Origin of the sequence: Actinomadura sp. WAC 06369 (assembly GCF_003947565.1) — a bacterium.
Lineage (GTDB): Bacteria > Actinomycetota > Actinomycetes > Streptosporangiales > Streptosporangiaceae > Spirillospora > Spirillospora rifamycini.
The window spans coordinates 15339-30911 of the sequence record NZ_QHJN01000014.1 but is presented as its reverse complement, the minus strand read 5'-3'; the positions used below and the strand labels follow the sequence as shown (position 1 = coordinate 30911).

The window sequence follows — 15573 nt, the reverse complement described above, 5'->3', positions numbered from 1 at the left end:
GGTTCCTCCCCGCGGCGGGCGCCGGCCGGCGCCCTCCGCTCCGCTCCGGTCACCGGTCAGCGCGCCTCGCCCTTGCGGAACCTGAGCCCGTTGGCCGCCGGCATCCGCAGCCGCTGGCTGAACAGCGCCAGCACCAGCAGCGTGATCAGGTGCGGGGTGAACGACACCAGCTCGCCCGGGACGGTGTCGCTCAGGAGGAACCACGTGAGCAGCGCCAGCGCCGACACGAGCGCCGCACCGGACGCGACGTACGCGCGGCGCACGGCGCGGCGCGCCGCGTCCGTCGCGGCGTCCGGGCGCAGCCGCCCGGCCCGCACCGCCTGCCAGACCGCGGCGCCGATCAGCAGGATCGCCGTGAACAGCAGCAGCGCGTGCACCGAGCTGCCGCCGCCGCGCACGTTCATCGCGTCGGTGTAGCCGAACAGCAGCGACCCCGCGGTGAGCCCGCCCGGCCGCCAGTTCCCGAAGATCATCGCGGCGAGGCCGATGAAGCCGCGCCCGTTCGTCTGGCCGTCCTGGTAGGAGTTCGCCGCGACCGTGACGAGGAACGCCCCGGCCATCCCGGACAGCCCGCCCGAGATGATCACGGCCGCGTACTTCATCCGGTAGACCGACACGCCGAGCGACTCCGCCGCGTACGGGTCCTCGCCGCAGGACCGGACGCGCAGGCCGAACGACGTCCGCCACAACACGAAGAACGACAGCGGGATCAGCAGCAGCGCGACCGCCGTCAGCGCCGACACGTCGCTCGTCACGCCGCGCAGGATGCCCGCGAGGTCGGACACGAAGAACCAGTGGTGCTTCTCGATGGAGCCGAGGACGTCCGGGCTCTTCCACCCGAACACCTCGCCGCCGGACAGTATCGGCACCGTCAGCGTCGAGATCGAGTCGATCGGCGGGGACTGCCGCTCGCCGCCGCCGAGCGCCTTCGCCTCCTCCGTCGCGAACAGCATGCCCGCGAGGAACTGCGTGAGGCCGAGCCCCAGGATGTTGATCGCGACACCGGACACGATGTGGTCCACGCCGAACGTCACGGTCGCGATGGCGTGCAGCAGCCCGCCGAGGGCGCCGCCGAGGATGCCGACCGCGACGCCGACCCACGGGCCCCACTGGTACCCGGCCCAGGCGCCCGCCCACGTCCCGAGGATCATCATGCCCTCGAGCCCGATGTTGATCACACCGGAGCGCTCCGCCCACAGGCCGCCGAGCCCGGCGAGGAAGATCGGCACGGCGAGCCGCAGCGCGGCCCCGACCGTCCCGCTGGACGTCAGGTCGTTCGCGCCGTCCAGGGTCCGGACGAGCGACAGCAGCACCAGCAGCCCGGCGGCGATCAGCAGGTAGTGCGGCCAGCGGAGGCGGCGGCCGCCGCTCTTCGCGGCGGCGGCGCGGTCGGCCTGCGTGACGGTCACTTCGCGCTCCCCGAGGTCTCGGCCGCGAGGTCGTGGCCCGTGGCCAGCTCGACGGCCACGGCCCGCTGCTGCAGCCGGATCTCCCAGCGCCGCATCAGCTCGTACACGATCACGACGGTCAGGACGACGACGCCCTGCATCACCCCGACGATCTCCTTCGGCACGTCCACCGCCTGCAGCACGTCCGAGCTCTGGTCGAGGAACGCGAACAGCAGCGCCGCGAGCGCGATGCCGAACGGGTGGTTGCGGCCGAGCAGCGCGACCGTGATGCCGGTGAAGCCGAGCCCCGCCGGGAAGTTCAGCGAGTACTCGTAGGAGGCGCCGAGCAGCTCCGGCATCCCGATCAGGCCCGCGATCGCCCCCGACATGACCATCGTGATGACGATCATGCGGCGGGCGCTGACGCCGCTGGCCTGCGCCGCCGACGGCGACAGGCCCGACACCTTCAGGTCGAACCCGAACCGCGTGAAGTTGATGACGATCCAGAACACGACGCCGATGACGACCGCGAGCGGCAGCAGCCCGTACACCTGGCCGGGCAGGTCGATGCCGATCGACGCGAGGAACCCGTTCAGCGGGCCGACCCGCCCGTCCTCGGGGATCTGCGGCGTCGCGATGTTGTTGCTGCCGGGGCTCACCTCGGCGAGCCGGTCCTTGTGCAGCAGGTACGCGATCAGGCCGGTCGCGATCGCGTTCAGCATGATCGTCGACAGCACCTCGCTGACGCCGCGCGTCACCTTGAGGACGCCCGCGATCGCGGCCCACACCCCGCCGACGACCATCGCCGCGACGATCACCAGGAACTGGCCGAGGGGCGCGGGCAGGGTGAGCGCCCCGCCCAGCGCCGCCGCGAGGAACGCGGCGAGCCGGTACTGGCCGTCCACGCCGATGTTCAGCAGGCCCATCCGGAACCCGATCGCGACCGCCACCGCCGACAGGTAGTAGCGCGTCGCCCGGTTCAGGATGTCGACGATCGAGTTGTCGGTCGTCCCGTACTCGACCATGCTCTGCACGGCCGAGAACGGGTCGGCGCCGGTGACCCGCAGCAGGATCATCGTGATGACGAGCGAGATCAGCAGCGCCACGAGCGGCGCGCCGAACTTGAGCGCGAGCCCGCGCGGCCCCTTGCCCTGGAGGATCGCCTTCCAGGCGGGAACGTCCTCCGGCCCCTCGGGCGCCGACGACTCACCGCGCCTGGCCTCGGCCGCGTCCGGCTCCTCGGCCGCCTCCGGCTTCTGGGGGGCGGGCCGGTCCGGGGTGTCGGCCGGGGGGGTCGGGTGTTCGGGGTCCTTCTCGTCGCTCATGCGGAGGCTCCGGCGCCGGTCATGGCGGAGCCGAGGTCCTCGGGGGTGACGGTGCGCGGGTCGACCTCCGCGACCAGCCGCCCCCGCAGGATCACGTGCAGGGTGTCGGACATTCCGATGAGTTCCTCTAGATCGGCGCTGATCAGCAGGACGGCGAGGCCCGCGGCGCGGGCGCGCCGCAGGTGGTCCCAGATGGCGGCCTGGGCGCCCACGTCGATGCCGCGGGTGGGGTGGGCGGCGATCAGCAGGCGGGGGTCGCCGGACATCTCCCGGCCGACGATGAGCTTCTGCTGGTTGCCGCCGGACAGCGCGGCGGCGGGGACGTCGATGCCCGGGGTCCGCACGTCGTAGTCGCGGACGATGCGGGTGGTGTCGCGGCGCGCGCCGCGCCGGTCGATCCACGGGCCGCGGACGTTCGGGGGGCGGGTCTGGTGGCCGAGGACGCGGTTCTCCCACAGGGCGCCCTCAAGGATCAGCCCGTGCCGGTGCCGGTCCTCGGGGATGTAGGCGATGCCGGCCTCGCGGCGGCGGCGCGTCGGCCAGTGCGTGATGTCGTCGTCGCCGAAGCGGATCGTGCCGGCGTCCACGGTGCGGATGCCCATGACCGCCTCGATCAGCTCGGACTGCCCGTTGCCCTCGACCCCGGCGAGACCGACGATCTCGCCGCGGCGGATCCGCAGCGAGACGCCGTCCACCAGCGGGCGCCCCTCGGGGGTGAGCACGGTCAGCCCGCCGACGTCGAGCTGGACCCGATCGGTCGCGGTGGAGTCGCGGAGCTCCGGGGTGGGCAGCTCCGAGCCCACCATCAGCTCGGCCAGCCGGCGGGACGTGACCTCCCGCGGGTCGAGGCGGGTGGCGACCGTGGTGCCGCGCCGGATCACCGAGATCGTGTCGGCGACCGACAGGACCTCGTCCAGCTTGTGCGAGATGAACAGCACGGTCAGGCCCTCGGCCCGCAGCTCCCGCAGGTTGCCGAACAGCTCGTCGACCTCCTGCGGGACGAGCACGGCGGTCGGCTCGTCCAGGATCAGCACGCGCGCGCCCCGGTACAGGACCTTGAGGATCTCGACGCGCTGCCGCTCGCCGACGCCGAGCTTCTCGACCAGCGCGTCGGGGTCGACGCGCAGGCCGTACGTCTTCGACATCTCGGTGATCTTCGCGCGGGCGGCGGCGAAGTCGATCCGGCCGAACCGCTTCGGTTCGGCGCCGAGGATGACGTTCTCCAGCACGGTGAGGTTGTCGGCCAGCTTGAAGTGCTGGTGCACCATGCCGATGCCGCGGGCGATCGCGTCGCCCGGGCCGCGCAGCGACACCGCCTCGCCGTCGATCTCGATGGTGCCCTCGTCCGGCCGCTGCATGCCGTAGAGGATCTTCATGAGGGTCGACTTGCCGGCGCCGTTCTCGCCGCACAGCGCGTGCACCTCGCCGCGCTCGATCGTGAGGTCGACGTCGCGGTTGGCCACCACGCCGGGGAACCGCTTGGTGATCGACGCCAGCCGCACGGCCGGCACCTGGTCGGGCACGGGCGCTTCTCCTGCCTCGAACGTGCTCGGTGAAAGACGACCCTGGGTCAGGGCGGTAGGGGGCACCGGACGCCGCCGCGCGGGCGGCGCCCGGTGCCGGGGGCGCGTCAGGCGCCGGCCGGGACCTTGATCTCGCCGGCGATGATGCCCTTCTTCAGCTCCTCGAGCTTCGCCTTGATCTCGTCGACGTGGCCGCCGGAGGTGGCGTAGCCGACGCCGTCGTTGGCGAGGTCGTACTCCTTCGGACCCGCCTTGAAGGTCTCGTCCGAGACGCTCTTGACGAAGTCGTACACCGCGAGGTCGACCTTCTTCACCATGGAGGTGAGGATCTGGTCCTTGACCCCGGCCAGCGCGGGCTGGTTGTACTGGTCGGCGTCCACGCCGACGGCCCACTTCTTGGCGCCGCCGACGGTCTTGATGACGCCGATGCCGGCGCCGCCCGCGGCGTGGTAGATGACGTCGGCGTCGTCGTCGAGCATGCCCTTGGCGGCCTCGTTGCCGAGGCTGACGTCCTTGAAGCCGTTGAAGTTCGGCGGCTGGGTCAGGTACTTCGCCAGCACCTCGGTGTCGGGCTTCACTTCCTTCGCCCCGGCCTCGTACCCGGCCTCGAAGCGCTGGATGAGCGGGACGTTCACGCCGCCGATGAAGCCGATCTTGCCGGTCTCGGAGGTGAGCGCGGCGGCGGCGCCGACGAGGAACGAGCCCTCCTCCTCGGCGAAGCAGGCCGCGCCGACGTTGTCGCCCTCGACCTTGCAGCCGTCGGCGTCCACGACGAGGAACTTGGTCTCGGGGAACTCCTTCGCGACCTTGTTCACCGACGCGGTGTAGGCGAACCCGACGCCGATGATCGGGTTGTAGCCCTGGTTCGCGAGCAGCCGCAGGCGGGACTCCTTGTCGGAGTCCGGCTCGTCCGGCTTGGCCGAGATCTCCTCGGTCTCGATCTTGAGTTCCTTGGCGGCCCGGTCGAGGCCCGCGGCGGCCGAGTCGTTGAACGACTGGTCCCCGCGACCGCCGATGTCGAAGGCCAGCCCGACCTTGAGGGCGTTGTCGCCGCCCTCGCCGCCGCCGTCCTCCGCCGTCTTGCCGCCGCACGCGGACGCGCTGAGCATCAGCGCCGCGCTGGTCACGGCGACGAGCGTCCTTCTGAATCCACGGCGCAAGGTAGCGCTCCTTCCGATCCCCACCACGGTGGCGACCGGACCGGCCGCCGAAAACGATGGGACGCTACCTCGGAAATCGTGCAAAACCGCCAGAGTGCGCGGTTTCGCAACAGCTCCGTTACCAACGCGTAGACAAGTCGCCACAGGTCATCGACGGCGCGGCGGCCGGCGGGCGCGGTCGGGCGAGGACGGTCAGGTGAGGGCGGCGCCCTCGATCGGCTCGCCGTCGCCGGGCCGCCCGCCCTCCCACAGCGCGGTCAGCGCGGTGGCGCTCAGCACCCGGACGCCGACGGCGACGCAGCGCTCGTCCACGTCGAAGTCGCCGCGGTGCAGGTCGTACTCGACGGGCGAGCCGGGGGCGCGGACGCCGAGCCGGGCGAGCGCGCCGGGGACCGCCTCCAGGTACCAGCCGAAGTCCTCGCCGCCGAGGCTCTGCGGGGTGGGCACGACGCCCTCCTCGTCCATCACCTGCGCGGCGGCGTCCCGGAACATCTGGACGCTCGTCGCCTCGTTCACCGTCGGGGGGACGCCCCGGACGTACTCCAGCGACGCCTCGACGTCGTAGGCGGACGCGACCGACCGCAGCAGCGCCTTCATCATGTCGGGCGCCGCGTGCCACGCCTGGTCGTCCAGGCAGCGGACGGTCCCCTCGGCGACGCCGTCGTCGGGGATCGCGTTCGCGACCGACCCGGCCGACACCCGGCCCCACACCAGCGACAGGCTGGAGCGCGGGTCGACGCGGCGGGACAGCGCCGACGGCAGCTCGGTGACGATCTTGGCGAGGGCGTACACGAGGTCGGCGGTCAGGTGCGGGCGCGCGGTGTGCCCGCCGGGCCCGGTGACCTTCACGTACACCTTGTCGCAGGCCGCGGTGATCGGCCCGGTGCGCAGCCCGAGCTGGCCGACCTCGATGCGCGGGTCGCAGTGCAGCGCGAACGCGCGGTCGACGCCGACGAGGCCGCCCGCCGCCATCACGTCCAGCGCGCCGCCCGGGACCTCCTCCGCGGGCTGGAACAGCAGCCGGACCCGGCCCGGCAGCAGGCCCGCCTCGGCCTGCTGCGCGAGGAACAGCCCGGCGCCGAGCAGCATCGTCGTGTGGACGTCGTGGCCGCAGGCGTGCGCGACGCCCGGGACCGTCGAGCGGTACGGGGCGTCCTCCTTCTCGTCCTGCAGCGGCAGCGCGTCGATGTCGGCGCGCAGCGCGACCGTGCCGCCGTCGGCGGGGCCGATGTCGCAGAACAGGCCAGTGCCGCGCGGGAGGACCTGCGGCTTCAGCCCGGCCGCGCGCAGCCGGTCGACGATCTTGCGGGTGGTGCGGTGCTCGCTGTAGCCCAGCTCCGGGTGCATGTGCAGGTCGCGGCGGAACGAGACGAGCTCGCCCTCGTGCCGGTCGAGGAACCCGTCGAGCTGCGGCTGGAGGGCGGCGCCGCCGAGCACGACCGGGGCGCCCGCGCCGGCGGCGCCCGACGGGACGGGGCCGGCGGCGGAGGGCGCCGCGGGGTCGCCGGCGGTGCCGGGCGCGGCGTCGCGGGCCGCGTCGCGGCCGGGGCCGGCGCCGGGTGCGCGGCCGGTCCCGGACGGGCGGTCGCGGCCCTCCGGGTCGGCGGTCGGTGGTTCGAGGCCGGGCATCACCCCGGGTCCCGGGTGGGTCATCTGCGCCCCCTGCGCGACGGCGGAGCCGAAGGGCCTCCGCCGGGTGGTCTCGATGTCGTCTGGACGGTTCTCACGGCCCGCGCGGTCCGCGCGGCCCTTCCCGTGCTTCCGCGTACCGTCCCGGTCCTTACCTGAGTGTTCGCCGATCCCCGCCGTCCCGTTCAGCCCGCCTCCGGCGGGAGGGCCGTCCGGTGCGCCGCCCGGTCCGCTCCCCCGGCCGTCCCCGGGGCCGGGGTCGGCGGGGCCGGGCGGCCGGTCAGGCCCCCGCACGGGAGACCTCCCCGAGCGTGACGAACCGGTCCTCGGCGAGTTCGGTGATCGCGACGTCCACGACGTCCTCCAGCGAGCCGCCGTCGGCGCGGACGGCCCGCTGGCGCTCGTACGGGGCGCCGTGGTCGAGCACCTCGCCGGCCACCTTCAGCTCCTCCGCGCAGCCGAGCCGGTCGGCGACCGGCTCCAGCTCGCGGATCAGCTCGTACAGGTCGTCGCGCAGCGGGACGGTGTGCCCGCGGTCGTCGGTGATCACGATGGCGTCGAGCCCGTACCGGGTGGCGCGCCACTTGTTGTCGCGCACCACCCACGCGGCCGGCCGCGGCAGCGTGTAACCGCGGTCGAGCTGCTGCTCGAAGAGCGTGACCAGGCTCTGGCACAGGGCCGCGGCCATGCCGACCTCGCGCAGGGTGGGGATGCCGTCGAACATCCGGATCTCGACGGTGCCGAAGTCCGGGTGCGGGCGGACGTCCCACCAGACCTCCTTGATGCTCCGGATGGTTCCGGAACGCAGCAGGGTGTCCATGTAATCCTCGAAGGCCGCCCAGTCGTCCAGCAAGTGGGGAGGACCGGCCGTCGGCAGCTGACCGAAGACGACGGCGCGGCACGAGGCCAGGCCGGTGTCCCCGCCGCTCCAGAACGGGCTGGACGCGGTCAGCGCGAGGAAGTGCGGAAGGTAGGCGGACAGCGCGTTGACGATGGGGATCGCCTTGTCGACGTCGGAGATGCCGACGTGAACGTGCACGCCGAACGTCTGGATGCGGCGGGCGAGCCACTGCATCTCCTCGACGAGGTCGGCGTAGCGCTGCATCGGGGCCATGACCGCGTCGCGCCAGTCGCTGATGGGGTGGGTGCCGGTGCAGGCCAGCGCCAGACCGCGGTCGGCGGCCGCGGACCGCAGCGCGGCGAGGGTGCCGGCCAGGTCGGCTTTGGCCTCGCCCACGGTGTGGCAGATATCGGTCACGACCTCGACCGTGGACTCCATCAGCTCGTGCCGGAGCCGGGGGTTGTCGCCGCCCTCGCTCAGCGCGGGCAGTGCGGCGAGCACACCGCGGGCGTCCTGCCGCAGGTGCCTCGTCTCCGCATCGACGAGCTGCAGCTCCCACTCGATACCGAGCGTAGCCCCGTTCGATGCGTTGAAGTCAATGGCCACGGCCAACCTCCGTCCACAATCGTTGCAGGTCGTTGCGTGGCACGTGGCGCAATTCAGCCAGCGGGTCCTTAAGCCTGGACAAACGCCGGTCCAGGTCACGTGTTCTCACCATGATGGCGCCCGTGTCCGTCGCCTCGCCGGTCTCCATGCCCTTTGCCTGTCAATTGACTCTTCCGGGCGGCCGTCGCACGGGCCGGAGCCATCCCTTTCGGTCATCTTTCCCGCCCGCGAAACCCCACGATCGGACTAGTCAGGCCGTCCCAAATTCAGGTTCGTGACGGCCTGTAACCGATTCTCGTCGCCGTTGCCGCACCAAGAATCACCCTTCGTCCCTTCAGTCCCAAGTGTTGCAGGCTTGCCGGTTTCCGGCACGGGTACCCCTTCGCCGGATAAGGTCGCCTAGTCTGCGGGGGAGTCATGGGGGTTGGGGGCGATCGCGCTCCTGCGGAAGCGAGGAGCGTCGCGAACGTGCACTCAGGACGATCGGACCGACAGGACGGCGGCGCGGACGAGGCGCCGCGCCCGGGACAGCCCGCGCGTCCCACCCGGCCCCCGACGCCGGAGCGTCCGCCGCGGCCGGAGATCCCGCCGAGGCCCGAGCGCCCGCCGCGCCCGGACCGCGCCCGGCTCGGCCGGCCGTCCCGCAAGGGCGGGCTGCGGCGGGCCGCGACGGCCGTCGCGGTGCCCGTCGCCGTGGCGGCCCTCGTCGCCCCGCCCGTCCCGGCGCGGGCCGAGCCCGGACGTCCGGCGGCGCTGCGCACGGCCCCGCCGGGGGACCCGGTCGGGGGGCAGCGGCTCACCAGCCGCGGGATCGTGGTCGACGAGACGCCCGGAGTGCCGGAGCTCCCGAAGATCGAAGCGCAGTCCTACCTGGTCGCCGACGGCGCCACCGGGAACGTGCTGGCCGCCAAGGACGCCCACGGGCACCACCTGCCCGCGAGCACGATGAAGGTGCTGACCGCCGCGGCGCTCATCCCGCGCCTGGACGCCGACCGGCTCGTCCGCCCGTCGCAGGCGGCGTGCAACGTCGAGGGGACCAAGGTCGGCCTGACCCCCAAGATGAAGTACAAGGTCTCCGACCTCTTCTACTCGCTGCTGATGATGTCGGCGAACGACTCGGCCGTCGCGCTGGCCGAGGCCAACGGCGGGGTGGAGAAGACCCTCGCCGACATGAACGCCTACGCGCGGAAGCTCAACGCGCTCGACACGGTGGCCGGGTCCACGAACGGGCTCGACAAGGACCTCGGCCTGGACGTCCGGACGCAGCACACCTCGGCGTACGACCTGGTGCTGATCCTGCGGGAGGGCATGAAGAACGCCGACTTCCGCGAGTACATCTCCCAGATCGACCACGACTTCCCGGCGCCGCCCACGAAGAAGGAGCGCAAGCAGGGCAAGAAGGGCGGCTACCCGATCCACACGCACAACCGGCTGCTGCCGGGCGAGCGGCACGAGTACGCGGGGATGCTCGGCGGCAAGAACGGCTACACGATCGCCGCCAAGCAGACGTATGTCGCGGCCGCGCAACGGAACGGTCACACCATCTACATCGCGCTGATGGGCGCCGAGGTGCAGCCGTCCGAACTGGCCACGCAACTGCTCGACTGGGGCTTCGCGGCGAACGGCAAGGCGCGGCCGGTCGGGAAGCTGGCCCAGCCCGTCGGGGCCGAGAAGAAGGCCGATCAGTCCGACAACCTCCTGCCGGACGCGCCCCTGGCCTCGGAGGACTCGTCGCGGACCTGGGTCGTGGTCGCGGGCGGCGCGGCGGGCGCCGTGCTCGCCGTCGGAACGCTCGTGCTGGTGCTGCGCCGCCGCAGGCGCGACGACCCGTTCCCGTAGGCCGCGCCGCCGAGGCGTCCGCCGTCCGGCCCGGGTCCGGCCCCGCCGGACGGCCCGCCCTCACCCGGCCGCTCGCCCGGCTCGTCCTCTCCGGCTTCCTCGATCTCGTCGTACGCCTCCGCTTCGGCCTCGGCGGTGAGGACGACGCGCCGGGTGGCCGTCCAGCCCGCCACGAACAGGACGAACCGGGACGCGACGTTCATCCACACCATCAGCCCGGCGAGGACGGCGAACGACGCGTAGACCGGGTTCTCGGTGGTGCGGCTGATCAGCAGGCTCGCGACCTGCTTGAGCACCTCGAACCCGACCGCGCCGAACACCGCCCCGCTCGCGATGCTCCGCCACGGGGCGCGGGCGCCGGTCAGCCGGGTGAACAGCACCAGGAAGATCACGGCGTTGAACGACGTCGCGATCCCCAGCGACAGCAGCCGCAGGGCGGTGCCGGCGCCGGGGACGTCCTGGAGGCCGAACCAGCCGAGGACCGTCCCGGTCGCGGCGGTCGTCACGGTCGAGGTCGCGATGCCGCAGATCAGGACGAGGCCGAGCAGCGCGAGCACGGCGACGTCCCACAGCCGCAGCAGGACGGGGTTGCCGCCGCCGGCGGGCTCGTTGCCCCACATGTCGCGCAGGGACTCGCGGAGCGTCTGGATCCAGCCGAGCCCGGTGACGAGCAGGCCCGCGAGGCCGATCACGCCCACGGCCGTCTTGGACTGGGCGATCTGCCGCACCTGGAGGTCCTCGGACAGGCCGGGCAGCAGCGAGTCGATCGCCTCGACGAAGTAGCCGCGCACCTCGTCGCTGACGCCGACCAGGTAGCCGAGCAGCGCGTACGCGAGCGCGAGCAGCGGGAAGAACGACAGGAACCCGTAGCAGGTGAGGGCGGCGGCCAGGCGGTTGCCGCGCCGCTCCTGGTACCGCCCGAACGCCCGGAACTGGTGGTCGAGCCACGGCCGGCGCGCGCGCTGGCGGCGCAACAGGTCTTTACCGTCGTTGAGGAGGGCCTCGCCGCGCCTTTGCGCCCCGTTGATCACCTGCCGCATATGCGCAACGTACCCGGCCGTGCACACCCGAAAGCGGTGCGGCGACCTCCGCTTCCCGAACGTTACGTCGCGCCGTCCGCCAGGTGTCGCGGGACGTGCGCCGGACGTGCGGGCGGGCGGCCTGCCGGGCGTCCGGGCGGAGGTCAGGGGGTGTCGGGGCCCTCGCGGCCGATCGCCGCGTCGCCGAACAGGTAGTCGCGCTGCGGGCGCCACACGCCGTCGCGCCCGTGCTCGTAGAGGGCGAAGCCCCAGACGTCGAAGTCGGCGCGGAAGTCGGCGAGGTCTTTGAACGCGCGGTCCATCACGTCGTCGGGCAGGTGGTGCGCGATCGTCACGTGCGGGTGGTACGGGAACGCGAGCGGACGTTCGAGGGGACCCGACGAAACCCGCGCCTGCAGGCGCTCGCAGCCGCTGATCCCCTCGGCGACGGCCACGAACACCACCGGGGAGACGGGGCGGAACGTTCCGCTGCCGCGCAGCCGGATGACGAACGGGCGCTCGTCGCGGGCGACCGCGCGCAGGTGGCGGTCGATCACGCCGAGCGCGGCCGCGTCCACCTCCGTCGGCGGCAGCAGGGTGATGTGGGTGGGGATGGCGCCGGCGAGCGGGTCGCCGTAGGACGCGCGGCGCGCCTGCAGCCAGGACCCGAACGGCTCCGGGATGGGGACGGCGACGCCGATCGTGCGGGCGTCGGGGTGGGGCGGGACCGCCGCCATGCCGCCCACGAAGGTGTCGGCGATCGGCCGGTCCGCGACCGGCCGCTCGGTGGCGCGTCCCCCGGAGCCGGCGTCGCCGGCGCCGGGCGGCCGGGGCCGGTCAGCGGCCACGTCCCACGAATCCCACGCGTTCGCGCACGGTGTCCATCGTCCGTGCGGCGACCTTCCCGGCGCGGTCGGCGCCGAGCGCGAGGAGCCGGTCGAGCTCGGCCTCGTCGGCCAGCAGCTCCCGCGTGCGCTCCCGGATGGGGGTGAAGGTGTCGAGGACGACCTGCGCGAGGTCCTTCTTGAACTGGCCGTACCCGGAGTCGGCGTACCGCTTCTCGAGGTCGGGGATGGGCGTGCCGTCGAGCGCGGAGAAGATCCGCAGCAGGTTCGTGACGCCCGCCTTGTTCTCCTCGTCGTAGACCACCTCGGTGCCGGTGTCGGTGACCGCGCGCATGATCTTCTTGCGCATCGGGCCGGGCTCCTCGAGCACGTCGATGATCCCCTGCGGGGACGACGCCGACTTGCTCATCTTGGCGGTCGGCTCCTGCAGGTCGGTGATCTTCGCGGCGCCCTCGGGGATGAACGCCTCCGGCGGGACGAACGTGTCGCCGAACCGGTGGTTGAAGCGGTTCGCGAGGGTGCGGGTCAGCTCCAGGTGCTGCCGCTGGTCCTCGCCGACGGGCACCCGCAGGACGCGCTCGCCGTCCCCGGGCTCCGGCGAGTACAGCAGGATGTCGGCGGCCTGGAGGATCGGGTACGTGAAAAGGCCCACGGTCGTGTTCGACTGGCCCTGCTTGGCGGACTTGTCCTTGAACTGGGTCATCCGCCCGGCCTCGCCGAACCCGGTGAGGCAGCCCAGCACCCACGCCAGCTCGGCGTGCTCGGGCACCTGGCTCTGCACGAAGACGGTGGCGCGCTCCGGATCGACGCCCATCGCGAGGAGCTGCGCGGCGGCGACCTTGCTGCGGCGGCGCAGGACGTCCGGGTCGTGCTCGACGGTGATCGCGTGGAGGTCGACGACGCAGTAGAACGCCTCGTGCGTGTCCTGCAGCGAGACCCACTGCCGCAGCGCGCCCAGGTAGTTGCCGAGGTGGAACGAGTCGGCGGTGGGCTGGATCCCCGACAGGACGCGCGGCGCCGCGGCGGGGGCGGTGGTGGGGTCGAACGCTTCGGGCATGTGCACGGACCGATTCTCTCAGGTGTCTGCGAAGGCGCCGCGTCCGGCGGCGCCGCTGACCGCCCGCGGGACGTCGCCCCGCGCGTCCCGCCCATCATATTCGGCGTTCCCGGGAGCGGACGGTGGCCGCTTCGGGTTGCGGATAGCCTGGACCGCACCCCCGCAGCGTCGCCCCACCGTCACCTCGAGGAGGCCGTTTCGTGAAGCTGCTCGTCACCGGAGGCGCCGGCTACATCGGCAGCGTCGTCTCCGCCCTGCTGCTGGAGGCGCAGCACGAGGTCGTCGTGCTCGACGACCTGTCCACCGGGCACGAGGACGCCGTCCCGGCGGGCGCCCGGCTGGTGCGCGGCACCCTGCGGGACACGGCCGCCGACGTGCTCGGCGGCGCCGGGTTCGACGCCGTGCTGCACTTCGCGGCGAAGTCGCTGGTCGGCGAGTCGGTGCAGAACCCCGGCCTGTACTGGGACAAGAACCTCGGCGAGTCCCTCGCCCTGCTGGACGCGATGCGCGTCGCGGGCGTCCCGCGGATCGTGTTCTCGTCGACGGCCGCGACCTACGGGGAGCCCGAGTCCACGCCGATCCTGGAGACCGACCCGACCCGTCCGACGAACCCGTACGGGGCGTCCAAGCTCGCGATCGACACGGCGCTCGCCGAGTACGCGCGGCTGCACGGGCTGGGGGGCGTGTCCCTGCGGTACTTCAACGTCGCCGGGGCCTACGGGACGCTCGGGGAGCGGCACACCGTCGAGACCCACCTGATCCCGAACGTGCTGAAGGCCGCGGGCGAGGACGGCGCGCCGGTGAAGCTGTTCGGCGACGACTACCCGACGCCCGACGGCACCTGCATCCGCGACTACATCCACGTCGAGGACCTCGGACGGGCGCACCTGCTGGCCCTCGACGCCTGCGAGCCCGGCGCCCACAAGATCTACAACCTGGGCAGCGGCACGGGCTACTCGGTGAAGGAGGTCGTGGACGTCTGCCGCGAGGTGACCGGCCGCGACATCCCCGCCGAGGTCGCGCCGCGCCGCGCGGGCGACCCGGCCGTGCTCGTCGCGTCGTCCGACCGGATCCGGGGCGAGCTGGGCTGGAAGCCGGAGCACGACCTGCGCGCCATGGTCGGCGACGCCTGGACCTTCATCCGGTCCCGGTGACCGCCGCCCCGGCGGCCGCCCCGCTCGCGGCCGCGTTCGAGAACGTGTACGGGCGGGCGCCGGACGGCGTCTGGCGGGCGCCCGGCCGGGTCAACCTGATCGGCGAGCACACCGACTACAACGACGGCCTCGTGCTGCCGTTCGCCCTCGCGCGGGGCGTCACGGTCGCGGCGGCGCGGCGCGACGACGGGATCGTCGAGGCCCGCTCCCTGCGGGCGTCCGCCGAGCCGGTGGCCGCGCCCGTGGCGGGCGGGCCCGTCGCGGCCGAGGGCTGGCCGCCGGAGCGGGCGTGGGCGGCGTACCCGGTCGGTGTCGCGCGGGTGCTGCACGGCGCCCTCGGGACGGGCGGCGCGTCGCTGCTGGTCGACGCCGACCTGCCGGCGGGCGCCGGGCTGTCGTCGTCCGCCGCGCTGGAGTGCGCGACCGCCCTCGCCCTGTGCGGCCTGCACGGCGCCGACCCGGACCGGCGCGTGCTGGCGGAGCTGTGCCGGCGGGCCGAGAACGAGCAGGTCGGCGCGCCCTGCGGGATCATGGACCAGGCGGCGTCGCTGCTGTGCACGCCCGGGAACGCGCTGCTGCTGGACTGCCGCAGCGGCCTGTCCGGGCCGGTGCCGTTCGCACCGGGCGACGCGGGCCTCACGCTGCTGGTCGTCGACACCCGCGCGAGCCACGCGATCGGCGGCGGCGACTACGGGCGGCGGCGCGCCGAGTGCGAGGAGGCCGCGGCGCTGCTCGGCGTCCCCGCGCTCCGCGACGTCAAGGACCTCGCGGGCGCGCTCCGGTCGCTGCCCGACCCGGTGCTGCGCCGCCGCGTCCAGCACGTCGTCACCGAGAACCACCGGGTGGAGGCCGCCGCCGGGCTGCTGCGCGCCGGGGCCGTCGCCGAGCTGGGCTCGATGCTGAACGCGTCGCACCTGTCCCTGCGGGACCAGTTCGAGGTGTCGTGGCCGCAGGCGGACGCCGCCGTGGACGCGGCGCTGCGCGCGGGCGCCCGCGGCGGCCGGATGATCGGCGGCGGCTTCGGCGGCTCGGTGATCGTCCTCACCGCGGCCGACCGCGCCGACCGCGTCCGCGACGCGATCACCGCCGCCTACGCCGCCCGCGGCTGGACGGCCCCCGCCTTCCTCGACGCCGTCCCCTCGCACGGCGCCCACCGCACCGCCTGACCCGCCGACCGGCGGCCGGAG

Annotated in this window: 11 protein-coding genes and 1 pseudogene; 3 read left to right on the top strand and 9 right to left on the bottom strand. The window is 73.4% G+C overall.

Translation table 11 applies throughout. The features are described 5' to 3' along the window. Window positions 1-56: 56 nt before the first annotated feature. The 6 genes from DMH08_RS06200 to DMH08_RS06170 all read right to left on the bottom strand — a co-directional run bounded on the left by DMH08_RS06200 (window position 57) and on the right by DMH08_RS06170 (window position 8472). Window positions 57-1409, bottom strand: a complete 1353-nt coding sequence (locus tag DMH08_RS06200; RefSeq protein WP_125612278.1) for an ABC transporter permease — start codon at window positions 1407-1409, stop codon at window positions 57-59. Beyond that, window positions 1406-2713 (bottom strand): ABC transporter permease, encoded by a 1308-nt coding sequence (locus DMH08_RS06195; protein WP_199747644.1) that lies wholly within the window; start codon window positions 2711-2713, stop codon window positions 1406-1408. The genes DMH08_RS06200 and DMH08_RS06195 overlap by 4 nt, the downstream gene beginning before the upstream one ends. After that, a complete protein-coding gene (locus tag DMH08_RS06190) occupies window positions 2710-4236 on the bottom strand; it encodes an ABC transporter ATP-binding protein (RefSeq protein ID WP_026402608.1) in 1527 nt (508 codons plus the stop codon). Before DMH08_RS06190 ends, DMH08_RS06195 begins: the two co-directional genes overlap by 4 nt. 107 nt (window positions 4237-4343) lie before the next feature. Beyond that, complete coding sequence (locus tag DMH08_RS06185) at window positions 4344-5396, bottom strand: BMP family lipoprotein (RefSeq protein WP_233617428.1); 1053 nt, start codon at window positions 5394-5396, stop codon at window positions 4344-4346. Between the two features lie 192 nt (window positions 5397-5588). Continuing rightward, window positions 5589-7049: an amidohydrolase gene (locus DMH08_RS06180; protein WP_233617427.1), complete on the bottom strand. Its 1461-nt coding sequence runs from the start codon at window positions 7047-7049 to the stop codon at window positions 5589-5591. 256 nt (window positions 7050-7305) lie between these two features. After that, entirely contained in the window at window positions 7306-8472 is a 1167-nt protein-coding gene (locus tag DMH08_RS06170) for a glutamate--cysteine ligase (protein ID WP_125612276.1), read from the bottom strand. A gap of 468 nt (window positions 8473-8940) precedes the next feature. Here DMH08_RS06170 and DMH08_RS06165 point away from each other — a divergent pair, with 468 nt between their 5' ends. Then, window positions 8941-10311: a D-alanyl-D-alanine carboxypeptidase family protein gene (locus DMH08_RS06165; RefSeq protein WP_233617426.1), complete on the top strand. Its 1371-nt coding sequence runs from the start codon at window positions 8941-8943 to the stop codon at window positions 10309-10311. A 164-nt stretch (window positions 10312-10475) separates the two neighbouring features. On the opposite strand, the pseudogene DMH08_RS06160 reads toward DMH08_RS06165, so the two are convergent. The 3 genes and pseudogenes from DMH08_RS06160 to trpS form a co-directional block, all read right to left on the bottom strand. Continuing rightward, a pseudogene (locus DMH08_RS06160) lies at window positions 10476-11351 on the bottom strand (YihY/virulence factor BrkB family protein); the annotation flags it as partial. Between the two features lie 143 nt (window positions 11352-11494). After that, window positions 11495-12178, bottom strand: coding sequence for a 2'-5' RNA ligase family protein (locus DMH08_RS06155; RefSeq protein WP_233617425.1), 684 nt, complete (start codon window positions 12176-12178; stop codon window positions 11495-11497). Continuing rightward, on the bottom strand, window positions 12168-13232 hold the full coding sequence (gene trpS, locus DMH08_RS06150; RefSeq protein WP_125612335.1) for a tryptophan--tRNA ligase: 1065 nt from the start codon (window positions 13230-13232) through the stop codon (window positions 12168-12170). The genes DMH08_RS06155 and trpS overlap by 11 nt, the downstream gene beginning before the upstream one ends. Before the next feature lie 200 nt (window positions 13233-13432). Between trpS and galE the strand changes: the two genes are divergently transcribed. Beyond that, window positions 13433-14386, top strand: coding sequence for a UDP-glucose 4-epimerase GalE (gene galE / locus DMH08_RS06145; protein ID WP_026402615.1), 954 nt, complete (start codon window positions 13433-13435; stop codon window positions 14384-14386). After that, a complete protein-coding gene (gene galK, locus DMH08_RS06140; protein ID WP_125612272.1) occupies window positions 14383-15552 on the top strand; it encodes a galactokinase in 1170 nt (389 codons plus the stop codon). Before galE ends, galK begins: the two co-directional genes overlap by 4 nt. The last annotated feature ends 21 nt before the right edge of the window (window positions 15553-15573 follow it).

What these genes read in the sequence shown, in the direction of transcription:
- DMH08_RS06195 (WP_199747644.1), bottom strand. Translation starts at nt 2,713, where the DNA reads ATGAGCGACGAGAAGGACCCCGAACACCCGACCCCCCCGGCCGACACC.
- DMH08_RS06180 (WP_233617427.1), bottom strand. Translation starts at nt 7,049, where the DNA reads ATGACCCACCCGGGACCCGGGGTGATGCCCGGCCTCGAACCACCGACC.
- trpS (WP_125612335.1), bottom strand. Translation starts at nt 13,232, where the DNA reads ATGCCCGAAGCGTTCGACCCCACCACCGCCCCCGCCGCGGCGCCGCGC.